Raw genomic sequence first — 25,299 nt, forward strand, 5'->3', positions numbered from 1 at the left:
CGTGTGGCAAGGATGCGTGACAGCGCTCTCGATGCAAAGACTCGGGGCTAGGACTGGCCCGAGACGGCCCCAAGGCTGTGAGAGGCCGCGGGGTGGACGGTCCGAGACCGTTGGCCCCCACGGCATCGTTTCGGCGGTAACCGGCCCTGACCTGCGCCTTACAGCACCGGCAGGTTCTTGCGCAGCTCGAAGGCGGTGACCTCGGAGCGGTACTCGTACCACTCCTGGCGCTTGTTGCGCAGGAAGAAGTCGAAGACGTGCTCGCCGAGGGTCTCGGCGACCAGGTCGCTGCGTTCCATCAGGGTGAGGGCCTCGCCGAGGTTCTGCGGCAGGGGCTCGATGCCCATCGCGCGGCGCTCCGCGTCGGAGAGGGCCCAGACGTCGTCCTCGGCGCCCGGCGGGAGCTCGTAGCCCTCCTCGATGCCCTTGAGGCCGGCCGCCAGCAGGAGGGCGTAGGCCAGGTACGGGTTGGCTCCGGAATCGATGGAGCGGACCTCGACACGGGCCGAGCCCGTCTTGCCGGGCTTGTACATCGGGACCCGGACCAGCGCGCTGCGGTTGTTGTGGCCCCAGCAGATGTAGGAGGGAGCCTCACCGCCGGCGCCCGCGGTGCGCTCGGAGCCGCCCCAGATGCGCTTGTAGGAGTTCACCCACTGGTTGGTGACCGCCGAGATCTCCGCCGCGTGCTTCAGCAGGCCCGCGATGAAGGAACGGCCGACCTTGGAGAGCTGGAATTCCGCGCCCGACTCGTAGAACGCGTTCCGGTCGCCCTCGAAGAGGGAGAGGTGGGTGTGCATACCCGAGCCGGGGTGCTCGGAGAAAGGCTTCGGCATGAAGGTCGCGTGCACCCCCTGCTCCAGCGCCACCTGCTTCATGACCAGGCGGAACGTCATGATGTTGTCCGCCGTGGAGAGCGCGTCCGCGTACCGCAGGTCGATCTCCTGCTGGCCCGGGGCGCCCTCGTGGTGGGAGAACTCGACCGAGATGCCCATCGACTCCAGCATGGTGATCGCCTGGCGGCGGAAGTCCATGCCGACGTTGGTGGGGGTGTGGTCGAAGTAGCCCGAGTTGTCGGCCGGGATCGGGCGGGAGCCGTCCAGCGGGCGGTCCTTCAGGAGGAAGAACTCGATCTCCGGGTGGGTGTAGAAGGTGAAGCCCAGGTCGGAGGTGCGGGCCAGGGCCCGCTTGAGGACGTAGCGCGGGTCCGCGAAGGACGGGGAGCCGTCCGGCATCAAAATGTCGCAGAACATGCGGGCCGTGCCGGGGGTCTCCGCGCGCCACGGGAGGACCTGGAAGGTGGACGGGTCCGGCTTGGCGATCATGTCGGACTCGTAGACCCGGGCGAAGCCCTCGATCGCGGAGCCGTCGAAGCCGATGCCCTCGTCGAAGGCCTGTTCCAGCTCGGCCGGGGCCACGGCTACGGACTTGAGGAAGCCCAGCACGTCCGTGAACCACAGGCGTACGAACCGGATGTCCCGCTCCTCCAAGGTCCGGAGCACGAACTCCTGCTGCTTGTCCATCTTGCGCTTCCCCATCCTTGCTGGTCAGGCCGCCTGCTCCCGGTCCCACAGGAGGCGGTCGGGCACCTGAGCATCACACCACAACAGCATTTCATGCGCGTTGCGGACCATGATCGCCCCGGCGTCCTCGGCCTGAACGGCTCCCGTACGGCAGGTGTACCGCCCTGGCGCCCATCTTGCCTGCTCGCACCGACATCCGTAATGGCCGATTCGATTCCGACGCACGTCACACCAAGCCCATGAACATGAATATCAGATGCAAACCCACCGGACACACGAAACCCGACACCCCGCACCCCGCACCCCGCACCCGACGCCGGCCACGCCACGCCACGTCGGCCACACCCACCCGCGCCCCCACGTCCCGGTTATCGGTTTCCTGTCGAACCACCGGCGTTTCCAGGTCTTTCCTGTGCCCTCCCTACGGCTGACCCCCTCTCCCGATTACGATCAGCTGGCCCACCTTTCACACCCCTTACCCCCCAGAAGGACACACCCCATGGGTTCCGCGAAGAAGAGCAGCAACGCCGAACGCAAGGCGCGCATAGAGCAGATGCGGCGCGCGGAGCAGGCGCGCGAGCGTCGCAACCGGATCCTCACGATCGCCGCGAGCGTGGTGGTCGTGGCCGGCCTCGTGGTCGGCGGTGTGGTGCTGGTGAAGAACCAGTCCGGTGACGACTCCACGGCGGCCGACGCGAAGACCTCGGGGCACTTCGTGACCGGCAAGGACGGGGTGAACACCTGGAAGGGCACGCTGGGCCGGACGCACGTGACGACGACCGTGCACTACCCGACCGAGCCTCCGGTGGGCGGCAACCACAACCCGGTCTGGCAGAACTGCAACGGCGACGTCTACACCACGGCGCTCGACAACATGAACGCCGTGCACTCGCTGGAGCACGGCGCGGTCTGGGTGACGTACAACAGCAAGGCGAAGAAGGCCGACGTCGACGCGCTCGCGGCGAAGGTGAAGCAGACGCCGTACACGCTGATGAGCCCGGACGACAAGCAGAAGGACCCGATCATGCTGACGGCGTGGGCGCACCAGCGCACCGTGACCGGGGCCGACGACCCGAACGTGGGCAAGTTCTTCGAGGAGTTCGTGCAGGGCAAGCAGACGCCCGAGCCGGGTGCCGCGTGCACGGGCGGTAAGGGCCAGTGATGCGGTCGGTACTCATCGCGGGCTCCGCGGTGGCGGTACTGGTGGCGGCCGGCGCGATCACCTACGCGGTCGCGGGCGAGGACGGCGACGGCGGTGGCGGTACGGTCCCGAGCGCCGACTCGGCGGACGCCGGGTTCGCGCGGGACATGGCGGTCCATCACCAGCAGGCCGTCGAGATGTCGTACATCGTGCGCGACCGCACGAAGAACGCCGACGTACGGCGGCTCGCCTACGACATCGCGCAGACGCAGGCCAACCAGCGCGGCATGCTGCTGGGCTGGCTGGACCTGTGGGGGCTGCCGAAGGTGTCGGCCGATCCGCCGATGACCTGGATGGGCATGGGCGACATGGCCTCCGGCAAGGACGGTTCGCTGATGCCGGGCATGGCGACCAACACCGAGCTGAAGAAGCTGGGGACGCTGAACGGCAAGCAGGCGGAGATCTTCTATCTGCAGCTGATGACGGACCACCACAAGGGCGGCATCCACATGGCCGAGGGGTGTGTGGCCAAGTGCACCGTCGCAGTGGAGAAGAGCCTCGCCCAGGGCATGGTGGACGCGCAGCAGTCGGAGTTGACGGCGATGGCGCAGATGCTGAAGGAGCGGGGCGCCGAGCCGCGCGACTGAACTGACGTACAAGGTGGGGGATTTGTCGACTTAACGGCACCGCAAGGGCTTACGAGCAATCGCAATCGATCCGTAACGTTTGGTACGGCATCAAAATCCGGTCAAAGGCCCCTAATCAACGCTCACTTGGGGTTTCCTTGGCCTTTTCATTCCCCTGGCATGAACAGTTCACCGCAAGAGTGACCCCCATCGTGTGATCCATTCACGGGCCGTTCCGCCGCTGGCCTCCTGATGATCACGCCTGACCGACCACTCCATGCGTCGAACCGCATAGCAGGGGGCAGTATGAGATCGAACCGTGCCAAGGTGCGGGCCAGCGTGAGCATGGCAGCGACACTGCCGATGATCGCCGGCGCGCTCGCACTCGGCATACCCGCGGCGCACGCCGCGGACAGCCCGGCCCGTGACGCCCTGAAGGGCACCAAGCCCACCTGGGCCACGGCCAAGGCGGACAAGGGCGCGACCTCCAACAGCGCGCAGGTCAAGGCCCGGGTCTACCTGGCCGGCCGGAACGCCAGCGGCCTCGCGGCCTACGCGAAGGCCGTGTCCGACCCCAGCTCGCCGTACTACGGCAAGTACCTCAGCGCCAAGCAGGCGCAGGCCCGCTTCGGCGCCACCGCGGCCCAGGTGAAGGCCGTCAAGTCCTGGCTGACCGCGTCCGGCCTGAAGGTCACCGAGGTCACCCAGCACTACATAGCCGTCTCCGGCGACGTGTCCGCCGTCGAGCGGGCGTTCGGCACCCAGCTGCACAACTACGCCAAGGGCTCGAAGACCTACCGCGCGCCGCAGAAGACCGCGTCGGTGCCGGCGGCCGTGAGCAGCTCGATCCTGACCGTCACCGGTCTGGACAACGCGCCGCACAAGGCGACCCACGACGACACGCTGCCGCCCCCGGCCGGCGTGTTCAAGAACTCCGGGCCGTTCTCGTCGTACTACGGCTCGAAGACCGCGACCACGCTGCCGGACGCGTACGGCACCAAGATCCCGTACGCGGTCGAGGGCTACACCGGCAAGCAGCTGCGGGCCGCCTACGGCGCCGGCAAGTACACCGGCAAGCACGTGCGCGTCGCGATCACCGACGCGTTCGCCTCGCCGACCATCGCCTACGACGCCGGCACCTACGCCAAGGCGCACGGCGACTCCTCGTGGAAGACGAGCCAGCTGCACCAGGTGCTGCCCGCGAACTACACGAACACCGGCGCCGACGAGTGCGACGCCTCCGGCTGGTACGGCGAGGAGACCCTCGACGTCGAGGCCGTGCACGCGGTCGCGCCGGACGCCGACGTCACCTACGTGGGCGCCGCCTCCTGCCAGGACAGCGACCTGCTGGACGCGCTCAGCAAGGTCGTCGACAACCACCTGGCCGACATCGTCTCCAACTCCTGGGGCGACATCGAGGCCAACGAGACCCCGGACATCCAGGCCGCCTACGACCAGGTCTTCCAGCTGGGCGCGGTCCAGGGCATCGGCTTCTACTTCTCCTCCGGTGACAACGGCGACGAGGTCGCCAACACCAACACGAAGCAGGTCGACACCCCGGCCAACTCCGCCTGGGTGACGGCGGTCGGCGGTACCTCGCTGGCCGTCGGCAAGGGCGACAAGTACCTGTGGGAGACCGGCTGGGGCACCGAGAAGGCCTCGCTGTCGGCCGACGGCAAGAGCTGGACCGGCTTCCCCGGCCCGTTCACCTCGGGCGCGGGCGGCGGCACCAGCAAGACGGTGAACGAGCCGTCCTACCAGAAGGGTGTCGTCCCGGACTCCCTCGCGAAGGCCAACAGCGCCTCCGGCAACCGCGTGGTCCCGGACATCTCGGCGATCGCCGACCCCAACACCGGTTTCAAGGTCGGCCAGACGCAGACCCAGGCGGACGGCACCGAGGCGTACAGCGAGTACCGCATCGGCGGCACGTCGCTGGCCGCGCCGGTCATCGCGGCGGTCCAGGCCCTCGCCCAGGAGGCGCGCGGCGGCAAGGCGATCGGCTTCGCCAACCCGCTGATCTACTCCAAGTACGGCACGAAGGCCTACCACGACGTCACCGACAAGCCGACCGGCAAGGACCTCGCGGTCGCCCGCGTCGACTTCGCCAACGGCTACGACGCCACCGACGGCCTGCTGACCTCGGTCCGCAGCCTCGGCAAGGACAGCTCCCTGTCCGCGGTGAAGGGCTACGACGACGTGACCGGCGTCGGCACCCCGGCGGCCGGCTACGTGGAGTCGTACAAGGCGCACCGCAAGCACTGATCCGCTGCGCTGCCTGAGCGGCTGAGCGGAGGGGCGTGGGGTCTTCTCGGAGACCTCACGCCCCTTTGCGTTACGCCGAATCTAACCGGCCATGGAGGAGGCGAAGGGAGACAGGGACGGGGCGAGTTGGGTGCCGGAGGGCAGGCCGAGAGCGGTGAGGGCGTCGGGCAGGCCGCACCCGGTACGGGTCGCGTCCGGCGTTCCCGGTACGGCCAGCGGGCGGCAGCTGGCGGCGATGATCTCGAACAGGTGCTGCACGCGGCCAGGCCCGCGGGGCAGCAGCTGGCCGTGGAAATCCTCATGGTGGGCCAGCACCAGCGCCGCCAGGCCCGCGATGTGGGCGGATGCGGTGCCGGTGCCGTCGAGAGCGGTGTAGCCGCCGTCGCGGGAGCAGGAGAGGACCGAGACGCCGGGGGCGGCCGCGTCCACTCCGGGGCCCTGGCTGCTGAACGGCGCGGCGAAGAGCCCTTCCGGGCTCAACTGCGGCCCGACGTGGGCGGCGTGGGAGGTGTCGGGCGGGCAGGTACCGAAGGCGCCCAGGGCGCCCACGGCGAAGACGGTGGGCAGCGAGGCGGGGAAGGAGACCGGTCCGCCGTTGTCACCTGCCGGCGCGATGCAGGCGATGCCCGCCGCGGTGGCGTCGGCGAGTTTGCGGGAGACCAGCGCCGAGGGGTACGGGGCCGTCACCTGGATGTGGGCGATGTCGACCTCGCGCTCGATGCAGTGGTCCAGCGCGGCGATCAGGTCGCTGAAGTGGCCGTCGGGCATCACCTGGCAGACCTCGAGCTCGGCGTCGACGGCGATGCCGATGATGCCCTTGCCGGTGTCCGCCCCGGCGATGACACCGGCCGTGTGAGTGCCGGTGCCGACCGGGTCGTGGGTCCAGCCCTCCTTCGTGCGGTGCACGAGGTCGGCGCCGGAGCGCACCCCCTGTTTCAGGTCGGGGTGGTCGATGCTGACGCCCGTACCGATGACAGCGATCTTGATGCCGAAGGCGCGGAAAGTGGGCGGCAGCCGGTCCAGCCGCATGGCCTGCTGGCCCCAGCCGTAACTCTGCCGCTGTTCCAGCTCCGGGTAGACCGTGGACAGCGGGGTGAGGGTGACGAGGTTGTCATGGCCCACCGACAGGTCGGGGCGGTGGATCCAGCGGTCCGTGTAACCGCCCGCGGGCCGGACGTACAGGGACTGGACGGACTGCGCGGTCTCCGTCACCAGGGCGAAGGTGACCCTCCCGTCGGGGCCGGTGACGCCCTGGCTCGGCCATGTCGCCCCGATCAGGAACACGCCCGCGCCGGCCAGCGGTTCGCCGTCCGGGCCGCAGACGCGAACCGAGAACTCCACGGGCTCCTCCAGCGGCATGACCAGCCCCGGGTCGCGCAACGGCAGCATCCCCGCGGCGGGCATGGCAACGGGTACGGCCGCGGACAGCGGCAGATCCGGCTCGACGTGCGCATGCAGCGACCGCATCGCCGGTACCTGGGCTTCGGCGGCCTCGACGACCACGATTTCAGGGCAGGAGGCCTGCCCTCCCGCCGACCGCAGTTTGTCCGCGAGGGTGAGTCTGCGGACCACCGTGACCTCGGGCATCCGTTCCAGCTGGTCGTACATCTCTTCGATGCCGAGTTCGGGCACTCCGATGGACAGCAGCTGCTGCGGCAGCGGGGTCACCATGTAGCGAGACCGCCGCGGCTGTACCGCGACCGGTGACCGGCCGCCCTTCTTGCGCGGCGCCGCTTCCTCGGGGCTCGGCCCGCCGACCCCCGCGCCCTCGGATTCGCTCTGGCGGCTGCTCCGAGGCTTGCTTCCGGGCCTGTCCTTGACCATTAAATCCACCTCAACCATGCCTGCGTCGGTTCCTGCGCTTCTGATCCGTATGACGGGCGGCTCGCGCCTTCCGCGACTGTGCGGTGTGCCCGGGAACCTGTCCCGGGCACACCGCACAGCGCACTGCCTTGTGTCAGCCGATGCCGAAGTGCTGACCCATCGGGCCGAAGCCGGAGCCGGGCTGCTGGTACTGCTGCGGGTACTGCTGGCCGAAGCCGCCGCCCCACTGCTGCTGGCCCTGCTGACCCTGCTGGCTCTGCTGGCTCTGTTGCACCAGCGCCAGGATCGCGGTCGGCAGCGCCTGCTGCACGGACTGCTCCACAGCGCTGCGCACGCCCTGCTGCAGGGTGTGATGCAGCGCGACGGCCAGGTACGGGTGGGCGTGGTGGGCGATGCCCTGCTGCTGCAGCTGCTGCTGGACCTGCTGAATCTGCTGCAGCGTCTGCTGCATGCGCTGCGCGATCTGCTGGCTCGCCTGCTGGCAGGCCTGCTGGATGGCCTGCTGGACCACCTGCGCGAGCGGCTGCTGGGGCCCGGCCATCTGCTGGCCGAACTGCTGCAGGGGCGGGGTACCGGTCATCACCGACATGAATGCTCCGTTCGATGTTCAGAAAGCCAACAAAAGAGATGATGTTGACCTTTCGGAATAAATCCGACGAACTGAAGCTAGGACGGTATCGCTCCCCCCACAATCCGGGGGACCGCTCGGGGCGAGGAATCCCCCGATTGGATCCAGCGACCGGCGAACCGGCCGGGGACACGGCAGGATGGGCCGGAGGTGTCGGACGACCGCGCGGAAGGAAGGCAGCACGGATCACCTACCGGACGCTGTTCGCCGCCAGGCCCCCCCGAACTCCGATCGACAACTCCGGGCGCGCCTCACCAGGCATCACGGAGAGCGTGAATAGCCTGGGCAACGCCCCGGCCGGCCGAACTTCCGCGGCCTTCGGGGCGAATGGGATATGGGGTAATTGGCAGCCCGACGGTTTCTGGTTCCGTTAGTTCAGGTTCGAGTCCTGGTATCCCAGCAAACATGGAGTCTCCGGCGGGGACGAGGCCGGGGACGTTGTCGGCTACTTCGACGCATTGCCGCCGTCGCCGTTGCGGTAGCTCGACTTGCGCCAGAGGGCGGCGCCGGGGAAGCCGCCGGCGACCTCGACGCATTCCCCGCCGTCACCGTGGCCGTGGCTGCTCTTGGACCAGCGAGCGTCACTCAAGTCGATCCGGTTGCTTGCCATTTCGGTAATACTCTGCCGCCGCCTTGACCATGTCGAGGGGGGGAGGACGGACGCGGTCAGCCGGCCTTTTTCTGGGCGGCCTTGAGGATCTGGTCGACGTCGAAGGCGAGGTGAGCGCCGCTCCCGCCTCTTGACGGCCGGATCCGGCAGCGGCGGCCGTAGTACCCGGTACCGCGAGCGACTGTTGCCCGACCCGTTTCCGTCGGGGCCGGCCGCCTGGAGCACAGCCGTGTCCCGGCCGGGCACCTCGGCGCCCGGCCGGGACACGGGCGGTCAGGAGTGCACCGGCTCCGCGGGCTCGGGGACGTGCGAAGCGATGACGCGTTGCCGGGCCGTCGCAGGCAGCGCACGCCGCCGGTCCACCGCGAACGCCACGCTCGCCACCCCCAGGCCCAGGACCGCGAGGGCCGCGCCCGCCAGGGCCGGGGACGTGACGCCGAAGCCCGCTGCCAGGGCGATGCCGCCGAGCCAGGCGCCGCCCGCGTTCGCGAGGTTGAAGGCCGCCTGGTTGGCGGAGGAGGCGAGGGAGGGGCCCGCGGCGGCGCGTTCCATGACCATCAGCTGGAGGGGCGAGCCGGTGATGAAGGCGGCCACGCCGAGCAGCGTCACCGCCAGGGCCGCGCTCCACTGCGCGTGCATCAGGACGGGGAAGAGGAACAGCACCGCGACCATGGAGGCCAGGCCGCCGAAGAGCGTGCCGCGCATCGCGTGGTCGGCGAGACGGCCGCCGATCAGGTTGCCGGCGGTGGCGCCGACGCCGAAGAGCGCCAGCAGCAGGGTCACGTCGGAGTCGGCGTACCCGGCGGAGTCCGTCAGCATCGGCGTGATGTAGCTGTACGCGGAGAAGAGGGCGCCGAAGCCGACGACGGTCGTGGCGAGGGCCAGCCAGACCGGGAGGGAGCGCAGGGCGGTCAGCTCCCCGCGCAGGCCGGAGACCGGGGCCGGGGCGTCGGCGCCTCGGATCAGCAGCGCGACCGCGGCCATCGCGGCGACGCCGATCAGGCTCACGCCCAGGAAGGTGGCCCGCCAGCCGAGGTGCTGGCCCATGAGGGTGGCGACGGGGACGCCCGCGATGTTGGCGACCGTCAGGCCCATGAACATCAGGGAGACCGAGCGGGCCTTGCGCTCCGGTGCCACCAGGTTGGTGGCGACCACCGCGCCGACACCGAAGAACGCGCCGTGCGGCAGGCCGCTCAGGAAGCGGGCGGCGAGCAACCAGTCGTACGTGGGGGCCAGGGCCGACAGCGCGTTACCCGCCACGAACAGGGCCATCAGGGAGATCAGGACCGTGCGGCGGGGCATGCGCGCGGTCAGCGCGGCAAGGAGCGGGGCGCCTATGACGACGCCGAGCGCGTACGCCGAGACCAGGTGTCCGGCGGTGGGGATCGATATGTGCAGGTCGTCGGCGACGTCGGGCAGCAGGCCCATCATCACGAACTCGGTGGTGCCGAGACCAAAAGCGCCGACGGCCAGGGCGAGCAGGGCCAGGGGCATGGGAGGGCTTTGCCTTTCGGGGAGCGGGGTTCCGTACTGACGTGTTTAAGTTCAGTTGCGGAACAAAGCATCCCAGGCGAAGTATTCCGGCAGGTTACAGTCCGGCGTCCGATTGTCCTTACAAAAGTGGGAGCGCGGGTCTGACCAGGAGTTTCCGCTAATCCGATGTGGTCAGGTTCACACGTGCCGCGACCGGGAGGTGGTCGCTGCCCGTCCTCGGCAGGGTCCAGGAGCTCTCCGGTTCCACGCCCTTGACCATGATCTGGTCGATCCGGGCCATCGGGAACGCGGCCGGCCAGCTGAACCCGAACCCGCTGCCCGCCGCGCCCTGCGTGGAGCGCATCTGCGAGGTGACGCCGTTGAGGGAACGGTCGTTCATCGTGCCGTTGAGGTCACCGAGGAGGATCACCCGCGGCAGGCTCTCGTCGGCGATGGCCTCGCCCAGCGCGTCGGCGCTCGTGTCCCGCTGCCGGGCGGTGAACCCCGCGTTCATCTTCACCCGCACCGAGGGGAGATGGGCGACGTAGACCGCGAGGGCCCCCTCCGGCGTGGCCACCGTGGCGCGCATCGCACGCGTCCAGCCGAGTTTGATGTCGACGGCCTTCACGCCGGTCAGCCGGTACTTGCTCCACAGCCCCACGGTGCCCTCGACCGCGTGGTACTTGTACGTCGGCGCCAGCGCCTTCTCGTACGCCGGTACGGCCGACGCCTTCAGCTCCTCCAGGGCCACCACGTCGGCACCGGACGTGGCGAGCCGGTCGGCGGTGCCGGTCGGGTCGGGGTTCTCGGCGTTCACGTTGTGCGTGGCGACCGTGAAGTCGCCGCCGGTACCGGACTTGTCGGTGAGCAGCCCGCCGAACAGGTTCAGCCAGACGATCGCCGGGAGAAGGACGGCGATGAGCGCGGTCGCCGACTTGCGCAGGACGCCGAGCAGCACCAGCACCGGGATCAGCAGGCCCAGCCAGGGCAGGAACGTCTCGGTGAGACTGCCGAGGTTGCCGATGGTGTTGGGGATACGGGAGTGCATCAGCATCACGCCGGCCAGCAGCAGGGCGATGGCGGCGAGGACGAGGCCCCGGCGCCAGATGCGCGGGTCGTCACGCCAGCCGGCCAGCAGGCGGTTCACCAGGCGCCGGAACCGGTCTCCCCGACGCTCGGGCCCCGAGCCGCCGTTGTCCGTCTCCGTCATGTACGCCTGCTGCGCCATACCGCCTGCCTCACAACCTGCCGTGCACACCGTCGTCCCCCGGGATACGACCCTAGGGGATGATCGGCTCCGATCCCGCCGTCACATGACGGCCGTACGGAAGACGAGGACGAACAAGTCGGCCGAAGGGGTTCCGGTTACCGCCCGGTCGGGGTGGACTGTGACAAAACGAGCACATTCCACCGACGGCGACAACAACCCTTACGGCTGCGGCTCCGGCCTCGGTACCGGCTCCGGCTCGGGTGAGCTGACGGGCTGTAGGCCGGCCAGTACCGAGTCGACGATGTGTTCGGCCAGGCCCTCGGGGAGCTCCGCGTCCTGGCGCAGGATGGCCCTGAGCAGCATCGGGCCGGTGAACATGTCGTTGGCCAGGTCGACGTCGATGTCGGCGCGGAGTTCGCCGTTGCGCTGGCCGCGGCGCAGCACTTCCTTGCCGAGTTCGCGCCGCGGGTTGACGACGTTGACGTGATAGGCGTTCCAGATGCGGGGGCTGCTCTTCATCTGGGCGTACACGTTGTGCAGGATCGCCGACGAACGGTTCATCAGCCCGCGCCGGCGCAGCGATTCGAGCAGCACGACGAGGTCGTCGCGCATGGAGGTGCCGGGGAGTTCGGGGTCGGGGGGCTCGGCGGCGCGCATGACGTCGACGAAGAGTTCCTCCTTGCCGTTCCAGCGGCGGTAGATGGTGGCCTTGCCGACGCCGGCGGTCCGGGCGATCCGCTCGATGGACAGTTCGGCGAGCGGGACACCGTCCTCCAGGAGCTTCATCACCCCTTCCAGGATGGCGCTCTCCACCGCCTCGCTGCGGGGACGGCCCCGGGCCGGACCCACGGACCGCGGCCGACTGTCGGCAAGCCTCACGTCATACCGTCCTCTCACTGGCTGCGGGAATTCTCCCGCAGCCCAAGCCTCCCCCCGTGGATCCGCGCCCTACCGTGTGCCCGCTCACTCCGCGGCGGCGACCAACTCCTGCTCCCGTTCGCCCTGCTGACCGGCCGGCGGCTTGCCCGGCAGGAAGAGGGCGGTGACCACGGCACCGAGCAGCGCGACGCCCACACCGCACAGGGCGGTCATGTGCATGGCGTGCAGGAAGGCGTCGTTGGCGGGCGTGACCAGGGCCTTGCCCTGCGCCCCGAGCTTCTGGGCGACGCCCAGCGTGGCCTCGATGGACTCGCCGGCGGTCCCGCGCAGCCCGGGCGGCAGCGCGCCGAGCTTGCCCTCGATGCCGTTGCGGTACGACGTCGACAGCACCGAGCCGAGGACGGCGATACCGAGGGCGCCGCCGACCTGACGGAAGGTGTTGCTGAGCGCGGAGGCGGAGCCGGCCTTCTCCCGGGGCAGGGCCTGCATGATGACGACCGAGGTCGGCGTCATGATGTGCGCCATGCCGGTGCCCATCAGGAAGAAGACGACCTCCAGGAGCCAGATCGGGGTGTCGGCCTCGAAGGTGGCGAACATGCCCAGCATCGCCGCGATCAGCACCAGGCCCGCGGTGGTGGTGGCCTTGTTGCCGATCCGGTCCACGACCAGCCGGGCCCGCGGCGCGAAGACCAGCTGGGCGACGGCCAGCGGGAGCAGCAGCAGACCGGACTGCAGCGGCGAGTAGCCGCGCACGCTCTGGGTGTAGAAGACGGAGAAGAAGGTCACGCCCATCAGCGCGAAGAAGACCAGCGCGATGGCGGCCATGGCGGACGAGAAGACCTTGTTCTTGAAGTAGGTGACGTCCAGGGACGGGTGGTCGCTGCGCATCTCGTAGACGACGAAGCCGGCAAGCACCACGGCACCGGCGATGATGGTCGCGAGCACCTTGGCGTCGGTGAAGTCGGCGAGTTCGCCGCCCTTGATGATGCCGTAGACCAGCAGGACCAGGCCGACGACGGAGAGCACCACGCCGACGGGGTCGAGGCGGCCCGGACGCGGGTCGCGCGAGTCGGGCACCAGCCACACCATCAGCGCGAGCGCGACGATCACGATCGGCACGTTGATGAGGAAGACCGAGCCCCACCAGAAGTGGTCGAGCAGCACACCGCCGGTGATCGGGCCGATCGCGATGGCGAGGCCGACGCCGCCGGCCCAGATGCCGATGGCCTTGGGCTGTTCCTGACGCTCGAAGACGTTCATCAGGACGGCGAGGGTGGCGGGCATCACGAAGGCGGCGCCGAGGGCCATGAGGGCGCGGTAGGTGATCAGCTGGCCCGGGGAGCCGGACTCGGCGGCCAGAGCGGAGCCGACGCCGAACACGACGAGGCCGCCGATCAGCACCTTCTTGCGGCCGAGCCGGTCGCCGATGAGGCCGGCGGTGAACAGCAGGCCCGCGAAGACCAGGGTGTAGGCGTTGATCGCCCACTCCAGCTGGCTCTGGGTGGCGCCCAGGCCGGTCGGGGCCGGGGTGGAGATGGTCTTGATGGCGACGTTCAGGATCGAGTTGTCGAGCACCACGATCAGCAGGCTCAGCATGAGCACGCCGAGGATCGCCCAGCGGCGCCGGTGCACCTCCTCGGGTATGCGCGGGCCGGTTGGAGCGTGGTCGGCAGGAGTTGTCATGACGAGGAGCCTAGGGCCATTTCAATACGGCACCGTCTCGTATCTGAATTCCTTTACCGAGGCCTTACGCAAGAGGGGTGACCGATGGATCACATGACGGTCCTCTGGCCGAGGACGGCACGAAGTGCCACCATGGAATCGATCCGGGGACACCGTCAGGGTGCCTCGAGATGAATTGAAGGAGCCGTTGCCATGACGCAGCTCTCGGCTGCCCAGCCTGCGCAGAACAACCCCTCCGACGGCAGCAGGACGCTGTACGGGGGAAAGGGCACCCGCCGCATCACGGTCCGCGACATCGCCCTCGCCAAGGAACGCGGCGAGAAGTGGCCCATGCTCACCGCGTACGACGCGATGACCGCGTCCGTCTTCGACGAGTCCGGCATCCCGGTACTCCTGGTCGGCGACTCGGCCGGCAACTGCCACCTCGGGTACGAGTCGACGGTGCCCGTCACCCTGGACGAGATGACGATGCTGTCGGCGGCCGTGGTCCGCGGCACCCAGCGCGCCCTCATCGTCGGTGACCTCCCCTTCGGCTCCTACCAGGAGGGCCCGGTGCAGGCGCTGCGCTCGGCGACCCGGCTGGTGAAGGAGGCCGGTGTCGGCGCGGTCAAGCTGGAGGGCGGCGAGCGCTCGCACGAACAGATCCGGTTGCTCGTCGAGTCCGGCATCCCGGTGATGGCGCACATCGGCCTGACCCCGCAGTCCGTGAACGCGATGGGCTACCGCGTACAGGGCCGCGGCGAGGAGGCGGCCCAGCAGCTGCTGCGCGACGCCAAGTCGGTCCAGGACGCGGGCGCGTTCGCGGTCGTACTCGAACTGGTCCCGGCGGAGCTGGCGGCCGAGGTGACCCGGGTGCTGCACATCCCGACGGTCGGAATCGGCGCCGGTCCCGAGACCGACGCCCAGGTGCTGGTCTGGACGGACATGCTGGGCCTGACCTCGGGCCGGGTGCCGAAGTTCGTGAAGAAGTACGCGGACCTGCGCGAGGTCATGGGCACCGCGGCCCGCGCCTACGCCGAGGACGTCGTCGGCGGAACGTTCCCGCTGGAGGAGCACTCCGTCCACTAGAGCCACTGCGGAAACACCACGGCCAGCCCGCCGATCTTCCCCCGTCGGCGGGCTGGCCCCTTTTTGCGCCTAAACCGGCGCCGCTCTCGCGGAGGTGGTTGCTCGCCGTGGGGGTTGCTCAATTGATGGTTGCGGTGGTCGGGGGGATACATGGTCGCGGTGGGCAGGGGGATGTGGTCAGGGGGATACATGGTCGCGGTGGTCGTCCGGCGTGCTCGACGCGCAGCGGCAGCGGCTCCAGCCGGTCGGTGTCCAGGGGCTGAGCAGCGGGGACGGTCGTGGCGGGCCCGGTACGCAGCCCCTTGTCGGCGGTCTGCGGGCGGGTTGTCGGCAGGAGGGCCGCCGGTGTCGGCGGCCTGTCGGCGGTTTGTCGGTGGGGCCTGGCACGGTTCTTCCCATGACGCGAATCGACAACACCGCCGTGACCGTACGGGGGCTGGTGAAGCACTACGGCGACACCAAGGCTCTCGACGGAGTTGATCTGGACGTCCGCGAGGGCACCGTGATGGGTGTCCTCGGGCCGAACGGGGCCGGCAAGACGACCATCGTCCGGATTCTGTCCACCCTGCTGAAGCCCGACGCCGGGCAGGCGACCGTCGCCGGCTACGACGTCCTGCGCCAGCCCCGCCAGCTGCGCCGGGTGATCGGACTGACGGGGCAGTACGCCTCGGTCGACGAGAAGCTGCCGGGCTGGGAGAACCTCTACATGATCGGGCGGCTGCTCGACCTGTCCCGCAAGGACGCCCGGGCCCGCGCCGACCAGCTGCTGGAGCGGTTCTCGCTGACCGACGCCGCCAAGCGGCCGGCCGGCACCTACTCCGGCGGCATGCGCCGTCGGCTGGACCTCGCCGCCTCGATGATCGGCCACCCCCAGGTGCTGTTCCTGGACGAGCCGACCACCGGTCTCGACCCGCGCACCCGCAACGAGGTGTGGGAGGAGGTCAAGACCATGGTCGACGAGGGCGTGACCGTGCTGCTGACCACCCAGTACATGGAGGAGGCCGAGCAGCTCGCCTCCGAGCTGACCGTCGTGGACCGCGGGAAGGTCATCGCCGGCGGCAAGGTGGAGGAGCTGAAGGCCAAGGTCGGCGGACGGACGCTGCGGGTGAAGCCGGTCGACCCGCTGCAGGTGCGGCCGCTCGCCGCCATGATCGACGAGCTGGGGATCACCGGGCTCGCCAACACGACCGTGGACGCCGAGCGGGGCACCCTGCTGGTGCCGATCCTCAGCGACGAGCAGCTGACCGCCGTGGTCGGCGCCGTCACCGCCCGCGGTATCACCATCAGCTCCATCGTCACCGAACTGCCCAGCCTGGACGAGGTCTTCCTGTCCCTCACCGGCCACCGTGCCAGTGCCCCGCAGGACGCCACGCCCGCCGACGACCGCGAGGAGGTCACCGTATGAGCGCCGTCACCACCACCCCGGCCGTCACCACCACCCCGGCCGCCGCCGACGCCCGGATCCCGCTGCGCGGGCACCTGCGGCACACCGGCGCCCTGATCCGCCGCAACCTGCTGTGGATCCGGCAGGACCCCGAGTCGATGTTCGACGCCCTGCTGATGCCGGTCATCTTCACGCTGCTGTTCGTGTACGTCTTCGGCGGCTCGATCGGGCAGGCCCTCGGCGGCGGCCAGGACGGCTACGTCCAGTACGTCATCCCGGGCATGATCGCGATGATGAGCATGACGCTCTCGCAGGGCGTCGGCACCGGGTTCAGCCAGGACTTCAACTCCGGTGTGATGGACCGGTTCCGGTCGCTGCCGATCGGGCGCGGCTCGGTGCTGTTCGCGAAGATCTCCGTCGAGCTGGTGCGGATGCTGTTCGCGACCGCCGTGCTGATGGTCGTCGCCGTGCTGGTCGGGTTCCACATCACCCACTGGGGCGGGCTGTTCGCCGCCGTGGGCCTGTCCGCGGTGTTCGCCTCCTCGATCATGTGGGTGTTCCTCACCCTGGGCGTGATCCTGAAGAACGCCCAGTCCGTGCAGGCCATGGGGTTCCTGGTGCTGTTCCCGCTGCAGTTCGGCTCGTCGATCTTCGCGCCGACGCAGTCGATGCCGGGCTGGCTGCAGGCCTTCACCGACTACAACCCGCTGTCCACGCTCGCCGACGCCGCCCGCGGACTGATGATCGGCGGCCCGGTCGCCCACGACCTGTGGATCACGCTCGCCTGGTCGGTGGGGATCACGGCGGTGGCGGCGCCGTACGCGATCTACAAGTTCCGCACCAAGAGCTGACGTCCGGCGACCCGGTCCCGGGTCAGAGCAGGGCGGTGGCCTCCGCGAGGGAGAGGCCACCGCCCTCGGCGTATGCGGCCTCGTAGGCGTCGTCGTCTCCGAGTGCGGCGCGGACCCGGGCCTCGGCGCGGGCGTACAGCCTGCGTTCCATGCCGGAGGGGATGTGGCCGGGCGGCTGCAGGGCACTGGCGGCGCCCAGGCAGCGGGCGGCGTCCTGGGCGCGGGCGCCGTCGTCCAGGCCGGCCAGGGCGAAGGCGGCGACGGTCAGGCTGGAGGAGCCGGAGTGCGGGGTGACAGCCTGGGACAGCGGGTCGTCGGAGTGGGATATCGCCTCGCGCAGCTTGGCCAGGGCGTCCGCGTGGAGGCCGTCGAGGGCGTCCACCCAGGCCTCCTGGATGAGGATCATGGCGTCGAAGACGACGAAGTGCGAGATCTTGAACTGGGTCCGCAGCAGCCGGAGTTGCTCGCGGGCCTCGGCGATCCGGTCGGTCAGCAGCAGCCACACGGTGAGGAAGAGCCGGGCGGCGGGCATCGCCTCGTTGTGGCTGCTGTCGTGGTCGGCGATGACCTCGCGCAGCAGCCGTTCACCGCGCTCGATCTCGCCCAGTTCGAGCAGTGCCATGCCGAGGCGGGCGTTGAGCACGGCGACCTGGGTGCGGGCGTCGAGCCGTTCGGCGCACTCGATGGCGGCCTCGTAGTCGTCGGCTGCCTCCCGGTACTCCCCCATGCGTTCCCGGGACTCGGCGCGCGCGGAGAACGCCTCGGCGGTGCCCCAGTCGTCCCCGAGGCGCCGGAAGATCTCCAGGGCCTCGTCGGCGTCGCGGGTGGCGGCACCGGCCGAGGTGGCGAAGTTGGCGAACACGTTGGCGCGCAGCTGGAGGGCGCCCGCGAGTTCCCACTCGTAGCCGGGCGTACGGCGGCTGGTCTCGACGCCGGCGTCGACGATGGTGCGCAGCTGCTCCAGGCCACCGATCAGCATCACCGCGAAGAACCAGAACATGCCGGGGGCCCGGCAGGTCTGCGGCTGGCCGGGCTCGTAGGCCCGGACGACGGCGCGCATCTTGGCCTGCGCGGCCGGGGTCTGCCAGACCTCCAACTCGGTGTCCATGCAGGCCAGATGGGCCAGATGGATGCCGCGCCGGGCCTCGACGAGGACTTCTCCGGTGTACGGCGGCGGGGTGTCGTGCACGCGCTGCCACACCGGTTCGGCACGGCGGACCGGCTCGGCGAAGGGGTCCGGTCCGAGGGCCATGATGTCGGCGCACCAGGTGCGGGTCTCGACCCGCTTGTCACGCAACTGCCAGTACCAGACCAGGGAGTGGGCCAGGCACAGCGCCTCCTGCTCGTCCTTGGCGGCGATGGCGTGGCGGATGGCGGTGCGCAGGTTCTCGTACTCCAGCTCCAGCCGGGCCACGGCGGCCCGCTGTCCGGAGCCGCGCAGCAACGGGTCGGTGGTGCGGGCGAGTTCGCGGTAGTACGTCAGATGGGCGCGCGCGGCGTCGGCGCGGGCGCCGCTCTCGTCCAGGCGGGCGCCGGCGTACTCGGCGACGGTCTCCAGGAGCCGGTAGCGCATCCCCTGCCCGTCCGAAGGGGCGGCGACGACCAGGGACTTGTCGACCAGGGAGGCGAGGGCGTCGAGAGCGGCGGGGCCGCAGACCGCCTCGGCGGCGGCCAGGTCGCAGCCGCCCGCGAAGACGGAGAGCCGGCCGAGGACGTCCCGTTCGTCGGCGTCGAGCAGGTCCCAGGACCAGTCGACGACCGCGCGCAGGGTCTGCTGGCGGGGCAGCACGGTGCGGCTGCCGGAGGTGAGGAGGCGGAAGCGGTCGTCGAGCCGGTCGGCGATCTGGCGGGGCGTGAGCATCCGCAGCCGGGCGGCGGCCAGCTCGATGGCGAGGGGCAGACCGTCCAGGCGGCGGCAGATCTCGGCGCAGGCCGCCGCGGTCTCCTCGTCGGCGTCGACCGTGAAGCCGGGCCGGGCCGCGCTGCCCCGGTCGGCGAGCAGCCGCAGCGCCACCGGATCGGGCAGCGGCTCCACCGGGCGTAGCAACTCCCCCGGGACACCTAGGGGTTCACGGCTGGTGGCCAGGATCGTCAGGTCCGGGCAGCGCTCGAGGAGCCGGGCCGCCAGATCGGCCGCCGCGTCGACGACGTGCTCGCAGTTGTCGAGGACGATCAGCATCCGGCGCCGGGAACAGTGGTCGACGAGCCGCTCGACCGGGTCGTCGTGCCGGTCGGCGGCGGCCCGCATACCCTCGGCGCCGGCGCCGTGGAGCACGGTCTCGCGGGCGCCGAGCGCGCTGAGCACGGCCTCGGGGACGTCGGCCGGGTCGTCGACGGGGGCCAGCTCGGCCAGCCACACCCCGTCCCGGGCGGCGTGCCGCACGGTCTCGGCGGCCTCCTGGGACAGCCGGGTCTTGCCGGCCCCGCCGGGCCCGAGCAGGGTGACCAGGCGGGCGGCGGCGAGGTCGCCCCGGATGACCTCCAGGTCGCTCTCGCGGCCGACGAAGGAGGTGAGCCGGGCGCGCAGGTTGCCGGGCCGGGACGGCTCCTCGGGCTCCGCCGCCGGTTCGAGCAACTCGATGTGCAGGGCGCGCAGTTCGGGCCCGGGGTCGGAGCCGAGGCGGTCGGCGAGCAGGTGTCGTACGTCGTCGTAGGCGGCCAGCGCCTCGGCGGTGCGGCCGCAGCTGTGCAGGGCGCGCAGCCGCAGCGTCTGGAGGGGTTCGTCCAGGGGGTGGGCGTCGCACAGGGCGGTCAGCTCGGGCAGGGCCTGTTCGGCGTGACCGAGGGCGAGGGCGGCGGTGTGGCGGGCGCGCAGCGCGTCCACGCGACGGACGTCGACGCGGGCCGCCTCGGCGGTGCGGTCGGGCAGGTCGGCCAGGGCCGGGCCGTGCCACAGGGAGAGGGCGTCGTCGAGGACGGTCGCCGCCTTGGCGGGGTCGCCGTCGGCGAGTGCGCGCAGGGCTTCGCCGGTGAGCCGCTCGAAGCGGTGCAGGTCGACGTCGTCGGGGGCGGCCGCGAGGCGGTAGCCGCCGTCGGTGGACTCGATCGCGTCCGCGCCGAGCGCCCGGCGCAGCCGGCCGACCAGCGCCTGCAGCGCGCCGGTCGCGTCGGCGGGCGGTTCGTCGCCCCACACCTCGTCGACGAGCAGCCCGGCGGGCACCCCGCGTCCGGCCCGCAGCGCGAGCACGGTCAGCAGGGCACGCAGCCGAGAACCGCCCACGGGGACGGCCGTGCCGTCGGGGCGGAGTACCTGGGTGGTGCCGAGGATCGCGTAGCGCACGGGGTCCATTGTCCCTGGGGGTGTCAGGAGCGGTCACGGGGTTCGGACGGCGGGGTGTCGAGAGCCGCCACGGGGGTCAGGGGCGCAGGACGTGCCTCGTGTCCGGGGCGGCCAGCGTGACGAGGGCGCCGCAGGTACGGCGGACCCGCCCCAGGCCGTCCACTGTGCCGAGGTCCACCTCCCCGAACCACTTCGGGCAGGCTTCGACGGACGTCGTCGTGACGGTCCCGGGCACCGGTTCCAGGCCGCGTCCGGTGCCCTGCAGCACCACCCCCTCCCCCGGCGGCGCCGGCACCGGGTCGGGCCGGTGGAAGCGGTACTCCTCCCGGACCAGGTCGACGGCGTGGACCCGGCCGGTGGTGGGGTGGTCGGGCCCGCCGTGGTTCTCCACCCAGGCCTCGGCGCCGTACCCGACGTCCTCCCGACGGGCCCCGGCCCGGTAGGCGACGAGTTTCCAGGCCACCTCGTCGCCGACCGCGAACGGGGTGCCGCAGCACTCCATCTGCCAGTCCTCGTAGAACACCTTCAACACCCTCAACGCCTTCGGCGGTCGCATGTCCCCAGCCTTCCGGAACCGAACGGCGGTCGCGATCCGTTTTCACCTGCGCCGAGAGGTATTTCCCCAGCACCCGACGCGTTCTTTCGCCACGCCAGGTACGGTCGGACCCGCGTCGACCGCCCCAGTCCCCAGGAGCCCTGCCCATGACCGCCACCACCACCCGCCACAGCGACCGGCGGATCAGTCCCGTCTTCGTCGGGATCCTGGCCGTCACCGCCGTCACCGGGTGGGCCACCTGGTCCGGGTTCGCCGAGCAGCCCGGGGTCGCCGTCTTCCTGTTCGTGACGGCGGCCTGGATCGTGTCGCTCTGCCTGCACGAGTACGCGCACGCGCGCACCGCCCTCCACAGCGGTGACATCACGGTGGGCGCGAAGGGCTACCTGACCCTGAACCCGCTGAAGTACACGCACGCCCTGCTGAGCATCGTGCTCCCGGTGCTGTTCGTGATCATGGGCGGGATCGGTCTGCCGGGCGGCGCGGTCTTCATCGAGCGCAGCCGGATCCGCGGCCGCTGGCGGCACAGCCTCATCTCGGCCGCCGGCCCGCTGACGAACGTGGTCTTCGCCGCCGTCTGCACCGCGCCGTTCTGGCTGCACTCCCTGGACGGCGTGCCGCGCGACTTCCGTTACGCCCTCGCCTTCCTCGCCCTGCTCCAGGTCACGGCCGCGATCCTGAACTTCCTGCCGGTGCCGGGCCTGGACGGCTACGGCGTGATCGAGCCATGGCTGTCGTACAACATCAAGCGTCAGGTGGAGCCGTTCGCCCCCTTCGGCCTGCTCTTCGTCTTCGCGCTGCTGTGGGTGCCGTCGATCAACAGCGCGTTCTTCGACGTGATCGACGCGCTGCTGCGCGGCCTGGGCGTGGGCGACTTCGACCAGTACTGCGGTCAGGAGCTGTACCGCTTCTGGCAGGGGACGAACGAGTACTGCTCCGTAGCCGGCTGACCCTCACGCGGAGATCGGGAACTCCTCGCCCAGCGCCCGGAACACCGCCATGTTGAGGGCGAACGCCCGCTTGCACTCGGCCACGACGCGCTGCTTCTCCAGGTCGTCGGCGTGCACCGCGTCGAGGAGTTCGCGGTAACCGCGCTTGAAGGCGGCCGGGTTGGCGATGCCCTCGAAGACGTAGAAGCGGACCCCGTCGCCCTTCTTCTCGATGCCCCAGGTCCGCTCCGCCCGGTCCCGGATGATCTGGCCGCCGGAGAGGTCGCCGAGGTAACGGGTGTAGTGGTGGGCGATGTAACCGGCGGGCCACCGCTCGGCGCACTCTCGCACCCGTGCCGCGTACTCCTCCGTCGCCGGCAGCGCCGTGAGCCCCGTCCGCCACCCGGCCCCGCGCAGATGCGCCAGGTCCCGCTCCAGCGCCGTCAGCCGGAACAGCTCGGGCCGGACGAACGGCCCGGCCACCGGGTCCGACGCCAGCCGGTCGGCCGCGCCCTCCAGCGCGTCGTACACGAACCACAGCTGCTCGGTGTAGCGGGTGTACGCCAGCACGCCGAGCCGGCCGCCCAGCAGATCGCTCATGAACGTCGAGGTCCCCACCTCCACGTGCTGCTCGTGGGACGCGCTGCGGATGAGTGTCGAGAAGGAGTCCATGGGCAACATCCTCAAGGTAAGGCTTACCTGATCCACTGCTCTTACCGGCACCCTGTCGGCAACGTTACCGACACGCTGTCGGTAAAAGCGTACCCGAAAAAGGCCCGCCCTCCGAGGGGAGAGCGGGCCCGGTGCCACGGCGGGGCTACGGCAGGGTGAGGATCTCCGCGCCGGTGTCGGTCACCACCAGGGTGTGCTCGAACTGGGCGGTCCGCCTGCGGTCCTTGGTGACGACCGTCCAGCCGTCGTCCCACATGTCGTACTCGTGCGTCCCGAGCGTCAGCATCGGCTCGATCGTGAAGGTCATCCCGGGCTGCATCACGGTCGTCGCGTGCGGGCTGTCGTAGTGCGGGATGATCAGCCCGGAGTGGAAGGAGGAGTTGATGCCGTGGCCGGTGAAGTCACGGACGACTCCGTAGCCGAAGCGCTTGGCGTACGACTCGATGACCCGGCCGATGATGTTGATCTGCCGGCCTGGCTTGACCGCCTTGATCGCCCGGTCCAGGGACTCCCGGGTCCGCTCGACCAGCAGCCGGCTCTCCTCGTCGACGTCCCCGACCAGATAGGTCGCGTTGTTGTCGCCGTGCACCCCGCCGATGTACGCCGTCACGTCCAGGTTGACGATGTCACCGTCCTGGAGGACGGTCGAGTCCGGAATGCCGTGGCAGATGACCTCGTTGAGGCTGGTGCACAGGGACTTGGGGAAGCCCCGGTAGCCGAGCGTGGAGGGGTAGGCCCCGTGGTCGCACATGTACGCGTGCGCGACCTTGTCCAGCTCGTCCGTGGTCACCCCCGGCGCGATGATCTTCGCGGCCTCCGCCATCGCCTGGGCGGCGATACGGCCGGCGGTCCGCATCGCCTCGATGGTCTCCGGGGTCTGCACCTCGGGCCCGGTGTACGGGGTCGGCGCGGGTTTGCCGACGTACTCGGGGCGGCGGATGTTTCCGGGTACCGGACGGGTGGGAGAGAGCTCCCCTGGTACGAGCAGCGACTGGCCAGACATGCCAGCGAGTCTAACCAGCGGGCATGGGGGAACATGTGGATGGCGAAAGGAGCCGGTCATGGCCCTGTTCAAGAAGCGGACCGTCGGCAAGCCGGGCGAGTGGTACTACTGCCTGGAGCACAAGAAGGTCGAGGAGGGCCCCGAGTGCCCTGCCAAGGACCGGTTCGGCCCCTACGCCAGCCGGCAGGAGGCCGAGCACGCGATGGAGAGCGCGCGGGAGCGCAACCTCCAGTGGGAGAACGATCCGCGCTGGCACGACGCCCCGGCGGGTGACTCCTCCGAAGAGGGGTGATCAGAGCCGGGTCGGTGCGGCCGTGCGCTGAGCGCGCAGCCGCACGGCGTGCTCGTTGGTCCGGGCGTCGTACGACATCAGGGCGGGCAGACACAGGGCCAGCAGGCCGACCGTGCCCGCGCACAGCAGGCCGCCCACGCCGACGGACGCCCGGACGCCCAGCCATCCGGCCATGCCGCCGGCCCGTACCTGGCCGAGGGTCGGGCCCACGGAGTACGACAGCAGCTCGATCCCGGCGAGCCGGCCGCGCAGCTCGTCGGGGATCGTCTGGTTCCACATGGCGCCCCGGAAGATCCCGCTGACCATGTCGCAGCCGCCGGCGACGGCCAGCAGGAGCAGGACCAGCCATACGTCGCGCACGGCGCCGGCGGCGGCGATCGCCAGGCCCCACAGCGCGGCCGACAGCACCACCATCCGGCCGTGCCGGCGCACCCGGCCGGTCCAGCCGCTGACCAGGCTCACGAGGAGGGAACCGGCCGGGATGGCCGCGTACATCAGTCCGAGCGACCACTTCGCGTCCAACTCGTCGGCCAGGAACGGCAGGACGGCGAGCGGCATCGCCAGGAACATCGCCGCGAGGTCGACGGCGTAGGTGCCGAGGAGTTCCTTGCGGCCCCAGGCGTAACGGGCGCCCTCCGCGATGGAGCGGAGGGAGGGCTTCACGGCCTCGTGGGCGGCGGGGGACGCGGCGATCGGCAGGATCAGTACGACCGAGACGGCGAACGTGACGAGGTCGGCGCCGTACGCCCAGCCGAGACCCGCGTAGGCCACGACCAGGCCGGCGACGGCGGGTCCCGCGACGCCGCCGACCGTCCAGCGGAACGAGTTGAGGGCCGCCGCGGCCGGGAGGTCGTCGTGGGCGACGATCCTGGGCCAGAGCGAGTCGAGGGCGGGGCGCTGGACCGAGCCCAGTGCGGCGGAGAGCGCGGCGACGGCGTACAGCGGCCAGACGGCCGGGTGCGGCAGCAGGGCGTTGAGCAGCAGGGCGGCGCTGAGCAGGCCCTGCCCCGCCTCGGTCCACAGGATGAGCAGCCGCTTGTCGAGGGCGTCGGCGAGGGCGCCGCCGTAGAGGCCGAAGAGGATGAGCGGGAGCAGCTCCACCGCGCCGATGGCGCCGACGGCGGTCGCGCTACCGGTGAGGTCCTTGATCTGCACGGGGAGGGCGACGAACGTCAGGAAGGTCCCGAAGTTGCTGATCAGGCCGGAGGCCCACAGCCGACGGAAGTCGACGGAGGCCCGCCAGGGGGCGAGGTCGGGAAGCACGGTCACGCTGAGCCATGCTGACCGCCCACCGCCACCACCCTCAACCCCTTTTTCGCCCACCCACCCGACTCGGTCAGGAGAGAGGTGAGGTGAGGAGCCTATTCGGGGCTGCCGCAGGCGGGTAATCAACCGAGTCGGGTGGGTGGGT

At 70.5% G+C, this 25,299-nt stretch carries 21 protein-coding genes and 1 tRNA gene; 9 read left to right on the top strand and 13 right to left on the bottom strand.

Going from position 1 to position 25,299, the window contains the following annotated elements:
• Positions 1–158: 158 nt before the first annotated feature.
• Entirely contained in the window at positions 159–1,520 is a 1,362-nt protein-coding gene (locus ACZ4N4_RS02610) for a glutamine synthetase family protein (RefSeq protein ID WP_351692693.1), read from the bottom strand.
• Positions 1,521–2,019: 499 nt separating this feature from the next.
• Here ACZ4N4_RS02610 and ACZ4N4_RS02615 point away from each other — a divergent pair, with 499 nt between their 5' ends.
• The 3 genes from ACZ4N4_RS02615 to ACZ4N4_RS02625 all read left to right on the top strand — a co-directional run bounded on the left by ACZ4N4_RS02615 (position 2,020) and on the right by ACZ4N4_RS02625 (position 5,549).
• Positions 2,020–2,682 carry a DUF3105 domain-containing protein gene (locus tag ACZ4N4_RS02615; protein ID WP_467583557.1) on the top strand — a complete coding sequence of 221 codons (663 nt, stop codon included), beginning with the start codon at positions 2,020–2,022 and terminating at the stop codon, positions 2,680–2,682.
• On the top strand, positions 2,682–3,308 hold the full coding sequence (locus ACZ4N4_RS02620) for a DUF305 domain-containing protein (RefSeq protein ID WP_467583560.1): 627 nt from the start codon (positions 2,682–2,684) through the stop codon (positions 3,306–3,308). The genes ACZ4N4_RS02615 and ACZ4N4_RS02620 overlap by 1 nt, the downstream gene beginning before the upstream one ends.
• Before the next feature lie 285 nt (positions 3,309–3,593).
• A complete protein-coding gene (locus ACZ4N4_RS02625; protein WP_467583564.1) occupies positions 3,594–5,549 on the top strand; it encodes a S53 family peptidase in 1,956 nt (651 codons plus the stop codon).
• Positions 5,550–5,630: 81 nt separating this feature from the next.
• Here the strand turns inward: ACZ4N4_RS02625 and ACZ4N4_RS02630 are convergent, their stop codons facing one another.
• Both ACZ4N4_RS02630 and ACZ4N4_RS02635 read right to left on the bottom strand, forming a co-directional pair.
• Positions 5,631–7,373, bottom strand: coding sequence for a S8 family serine peptidase (locus ACZ4N4_RS02630; protein WP_467583567.1), 1,743 nt, complete (start codon positions 7,371–7,373; stop codon positions 5,631–5,633).
• A 133-nt stretch (positions 7,374–7,506) separates the two neighbouring features.
• On the bottom strand, positions 7,507–7,956 hold the full coding sequence (locus ACZ4N4_RS02635) for a hypothetical protein (RefSeq protein ID WP_467583570.1): 450 nt from the start codon (positions 7,954–7,956) through the stop codon (positions 7,507–7,509).
• Between the two features lie 373 nt (positions 7,957–8,329).
• Here ACZ4N4_RS02635 and ACZ4N4_RS02640 point away from each other — a divergent pair.
• Positions 8,330–8,401, top strand: a tRNA-Gln gene (locus ACZ4N4_RS02640).
• Between the two features lie 45 nt (positions 8,402–8,446).
• Here the strand turns inward: ACZ4N4_RS02640 and ACZ4N4_RS02645 are convergent.
• From ACZ4N4_RS02645 to ACZ4N4_RS02665, 5 genes are all read right to left on the bottom strand, one after another.
• Positions 8,447–8,611 (bottom strand): DUF397 domain-containing protein, encoded by a 165-nt coding sequence (locus tag ACZ4N4_RS02645; protein ID WP_467583574.1) that lies wholly within the window; start codon positions 8,609–8,611, stop codon positions 8,447–8,449.
• Between the two features lie 273 nt (positions 8,612–8,884).
• Entirely contained in the window at positions 8,885–10,105 is a 1,221-nt protein-coding gene (locus ACZ4N4_RS02650) for an MFS transporter (protein ID WP_453575153.1), read from the bottom strand.
• Positions 10,106–10,262: 157 nt separating this feature from the next.
• Positions 10,263–11,312, bottom strand: coding sequence for an endonuclease/exonuclease/phosphatase family protein (locus ACZ4N4_RS02655; RefSeq protein WP_467583577.1), 1,050 nt, complete (start codon positions 11,310–11,312; stop codon positions 10,263–10,265).
• A gap of 201 nt (positions 11,313–11,513) precedes the next feature.
• Positions 11,514–12,173 (bottom strand): TetR/AcrR family transcriptional regulator, encoded by a 660-nt coding sequence (locus tag ACZ4N4_RS02660; RefSeq protein WP_467583579.1) that lies wholly within the window; start codon positions 12,171–12,173, stop codon positions 11,514–11,516.
• Between the two features lie 84 nt (positions 12,174–12,257).
• Positions 12,258–13,856, bottom strand: coding sequence for an MFS transporter (locus tag ACZ4N4_RS02665; RefSeq protein WP_453575158.1), 1,599 nt, complete (start codon positions 13,854–13,856; stop codon positions 12,258–12,260).
• A gap of 192 nt (positions 13,857–14,048) precedes the next feature.
• Here ACZ4N4_RS02665 and panB point away from each other — a divergent pair, with 192 nt between their 5' ends.
• The 3 genes from panB (at position 14,049) to ACZ4N4_RS02680 (ending at position 17,159) form a co-directional block, all read left to right on the top strand.
• Entirely contained in the window at positions 14,049–14,924 is an 876-nt protein-coding gene (gene panB / locus ACZ4N4_RS02670) for a 3-methyl-2-oxobutanoate hydroxymethyltransferase (RefSeq protein WP_450759720.1), read from the top strand.
• Positions 14,925–15,321: 397 nt separating this feature from the next.
• Positions 15,322–16,329 carry an ATP-binding cassette domain-containing protein gene (locus ACZ4N4_RS02675; RefSeq protein WP_467583583.1) on the top strand — a complete coding sequence of 336 codons (1,008 nt, stop codon included), beginning with the start codon at positions 15,322–15,324 and terminating at the stop codon, positions 16,327–16,329.
• Complete coding sequence (locus ACZ4N4_RS02680) at positions 16,326–17,159, top strand: ABC transporter permease (RefSeq protein WP_467583586.1); 834 nt, start codon at positions 16,326–16,328, stop codon at positions 17,157–17,159. The genes ACZ4N4_RS02675 and ACZ4N4_RS02680 overlap by 4 nt, the downstream gene beginning before the upstream one ends.
• Positions 17,160–17,181: 22 nt before the next feature.
• On the opposite strand, the gene ACZ4N4_RS02685 is transcribed toward ACZ4N4_RS02680, so the two are convergent.
• Positions 17,182–20,448 (bottom strand): AfsR/SARP family transcriptional regulator, encoded by a 3,267-nt coding sequence (locus ACZ4N4_RS02685; protein ID WP_467583589.1) that lies wholly within the window; start codon positions 20,446–20,448, stop codon positions 17,182–17,184.
• Positions 20,449–20,515: 67 nt separating this feature from the next.
• A complete protein-coding gene (locus ACZ4N4_RS02690) occupies positions 20,516–20,995 on the bottom strand; it encodes a DUF6578 domain-containing protein (protein ID WP_467583591.1) in 480 nt (159 codons plus the stop codon).
• A gap of 146 nt (positions 20,996–21,141) precedes the next feature.
• On the opposite strand from ACZ4N4_RS02690, the gene ACZ4N4_RS02695 reads away from it, so the two are divergent.
• On the top strand, positions 21,142–21,942 hold the full coding sequence (locus ACZ4N4_RS02695; protein ID WP_467583593.1) for a site-2 protease family protein: 801 nt from the start codon (positions 21,142–21,144) through the stop codon (positions 21,940–21,942).
• Positions 21,943–21,945: 3 nt separating this feature from the next.
• On the opposite strand, the gene ACZ4N4_RS02700 is transcribed toward ACZ4N4_RS02695, so the two are convergent.
• Together ACZ4N4_RS02700 and map are read right to left on the bottom strand one after the other, a co-directional pair.
• A complete protein-coding gene (locus tag ACZ4N4_RS02700; RefSeq protein WP_467583595.1) occupies positions 21,946–22,593 on the bottom strand; it encodes a biliverdin-producing heme oxygenase in 648 nt (215 codons plus the stop codon).
• A 145-nt stretch (positions 22,594–22,738) separates the two neighbouring features.
• A complete protein-coding gene (gene map / locus ACZ4N4_RS02705; protein ID WP_453575172.1) occupies positions 22,739–23,596 on the bottom strand; it encodes a type I methionyl aminopeptidase in 858 nt (285 codons plus the stop codon).
• Positions 23,597–23,654: 58 nt separating this feature from the next.
• Here map and ACZ4N4_RS02710 point away from each other — a divergent pair, with 58 nt between their 5' ends.
• Positions 23,655–23,888, top strand: coding sequence for a hypothetical protein (locus tag ACZ4N4_RS02710; RefSeq protein WP_360493507.1), 234 nt, complete (start codon positions 23,655–23,657; stop codon positions 23,886–23,888).
• On the opposite strand, the gene ACZ4N4_RS02715 is transcribed toward ACZ4N4_RS02710, so the two are convergent.
• Positions 23,889–25,157 carry an MFS transporter gene (locus tag ACZ4N4_RS02715; RefSeq protein WP_467583599.1) on the bottom strand — a complete coding sequence of 423 codons (1,269 nt, stop codon included), beginning with the start codon at positions 25,155–25,157 and terminating at the stop codon, positions 23,889–23,891.
• Between the last annotated feature and the right edge of the window lie 142 nt (positions 25,158–25,299).

The sequence above is a fragment of the Streptomyces sp. NPDC026538 genome (genome assembly GCF_055567535.1).

Excerpts from the sequence above, each read along its gene's own strand:
- ACZ4N4_RS02645 (WP_467583574.1), bottom strand. The coding sequence starts at position 8,611 with ATGGCAAGCAACCGGATCGACTTGAGTGACGCTCGCTGGTCCAAGAGC.
- ACZ4N4_RS02650 (WP_453575153.1), bottom strand. The coding sequence starts at position 10,105 with ATGCCCCTGGCCCTGCTCGCCCTGGCCGTCGGCGCTTTTGGTCTCGGC.
- ACZ4N4_RS02615 (WP_467583557.1), top strand. The coding sequence starts at position 2,020 with ATGGGTTCCGCGAAGAAGAGCAGCAACGCCGAACGCAAGGCGCGCATA.
- ACZ4N4_RS02610 (WP_351692693.1), bottom strand. The coding sequence starts at position 1,520 with ATGGACAAGCAGCAGGAGTTCGTGCTCCGGACCTTGGAGGAGCGGGAC.
- ACZ4N4_RS02665 (WP_453575158.1), bottom strand. The coding sequence starts at position 13,856 with ATGACAACTCCTGCCGACCACGCTCCAACCGGCCCGCGCATACCCGAG.
- ACZ4N4_RS02680 (WP_467583586.1), top strand. The coding sequence starts at position 16,326 with ATGAGCGCCGTCACCACCACCCCGGCCGTCACCACCACCCCGGCCGCC.
- ACZ4N4_RS02690 (WP_467583591.1), bottom strand. The coding sequence starts at position 20,995 with ATGCGACCGCCGAAGGCGTTGAGGGTGTTGAAGGTGTTCTACGAGGAC.
- ACZ4N4_RS02685 (WP_467583589.1), bottom strand. The coding sequence starts at position 20,448 with ATGGACCCCGTGCGCTACGCGATCCTCGGCACCACCCAGGTACTCCGC.
- panB (WP_450759720.1), top strand. The coding sequence starts at position 14,049 with ATGACGCAGCTCTCGGCTGCCCAGCCTGCGCAGAACAACCCCTCCGAC.
- ACZ4N4_RS02700 (WP_467583595.1), bottom strand. The coding sequence starts at position 22,593 with ATGGACTCCTTCTCGACACTCATCCGCAGCGCGTCCCACGAGCAGCAC.
- ACZ4N4_RS02630 (WP_467583567.1), bottom strand. The coding sequence starts at position 7,373 with ATGGTCAAGGACAGGCCCGGAAGCAAGCCTCGGAGCAGCCGCCAGAGC.
- ACZ4N4_RS02655 (WP_467583577.1), bottom strand. The coding sequence starts at position 11,312 with ATGGCGCAGCAGGCGTACATGACGGAGACGGACAACGGCGGCTCGGGG.
- ACZ4N4_RS02625 (WP_467583564.1), top strand. The coding sequence starts at position 3,594 with ATGAGATCGAACCGTGCCAAGGTGCGGGCCAGCGTGAGCATGGCAGCG.
- ACZ4N4_RS02675 (WP_467583583.1), top strand. The coding sequence starts at position 15,322 with ATGACGCGAATCGACAACACCGCCGTGACCGTACGGGGGCTGGTGAAG.
- ACZ4N4_RS02620 (WP_467583560.1), top strand. The coding sequence starts at position 2,682 with ATGCGGTCGGTACTCATCGCGGGCTCCGCGGTGGCGGTACTGGTGGCG.
- map (WP_453575172.1), bottom strand. The coding sequence starts at position 23,596 with ATGTCTGGCCAGTCGCTGCTCGTACCAGGGGAGCTCTCTCCCACCCGT.
- ACZ4N4_RS02695 (WP_467583593.1), top strand. The coding sequence starts at position 21,142 with ATGACCGCCACCACCACCCGCCACAGCGACCGGCGGATCAGTCCCGTC.
- ACZ4N4_RS02710 (WP_360493507.1), top strand. The coding sequence starts at position 23,655 with ATGGCCCTGTTCAAGAAGCGGACCGTCGGCAAGCCGGGCGAGTGGTAC.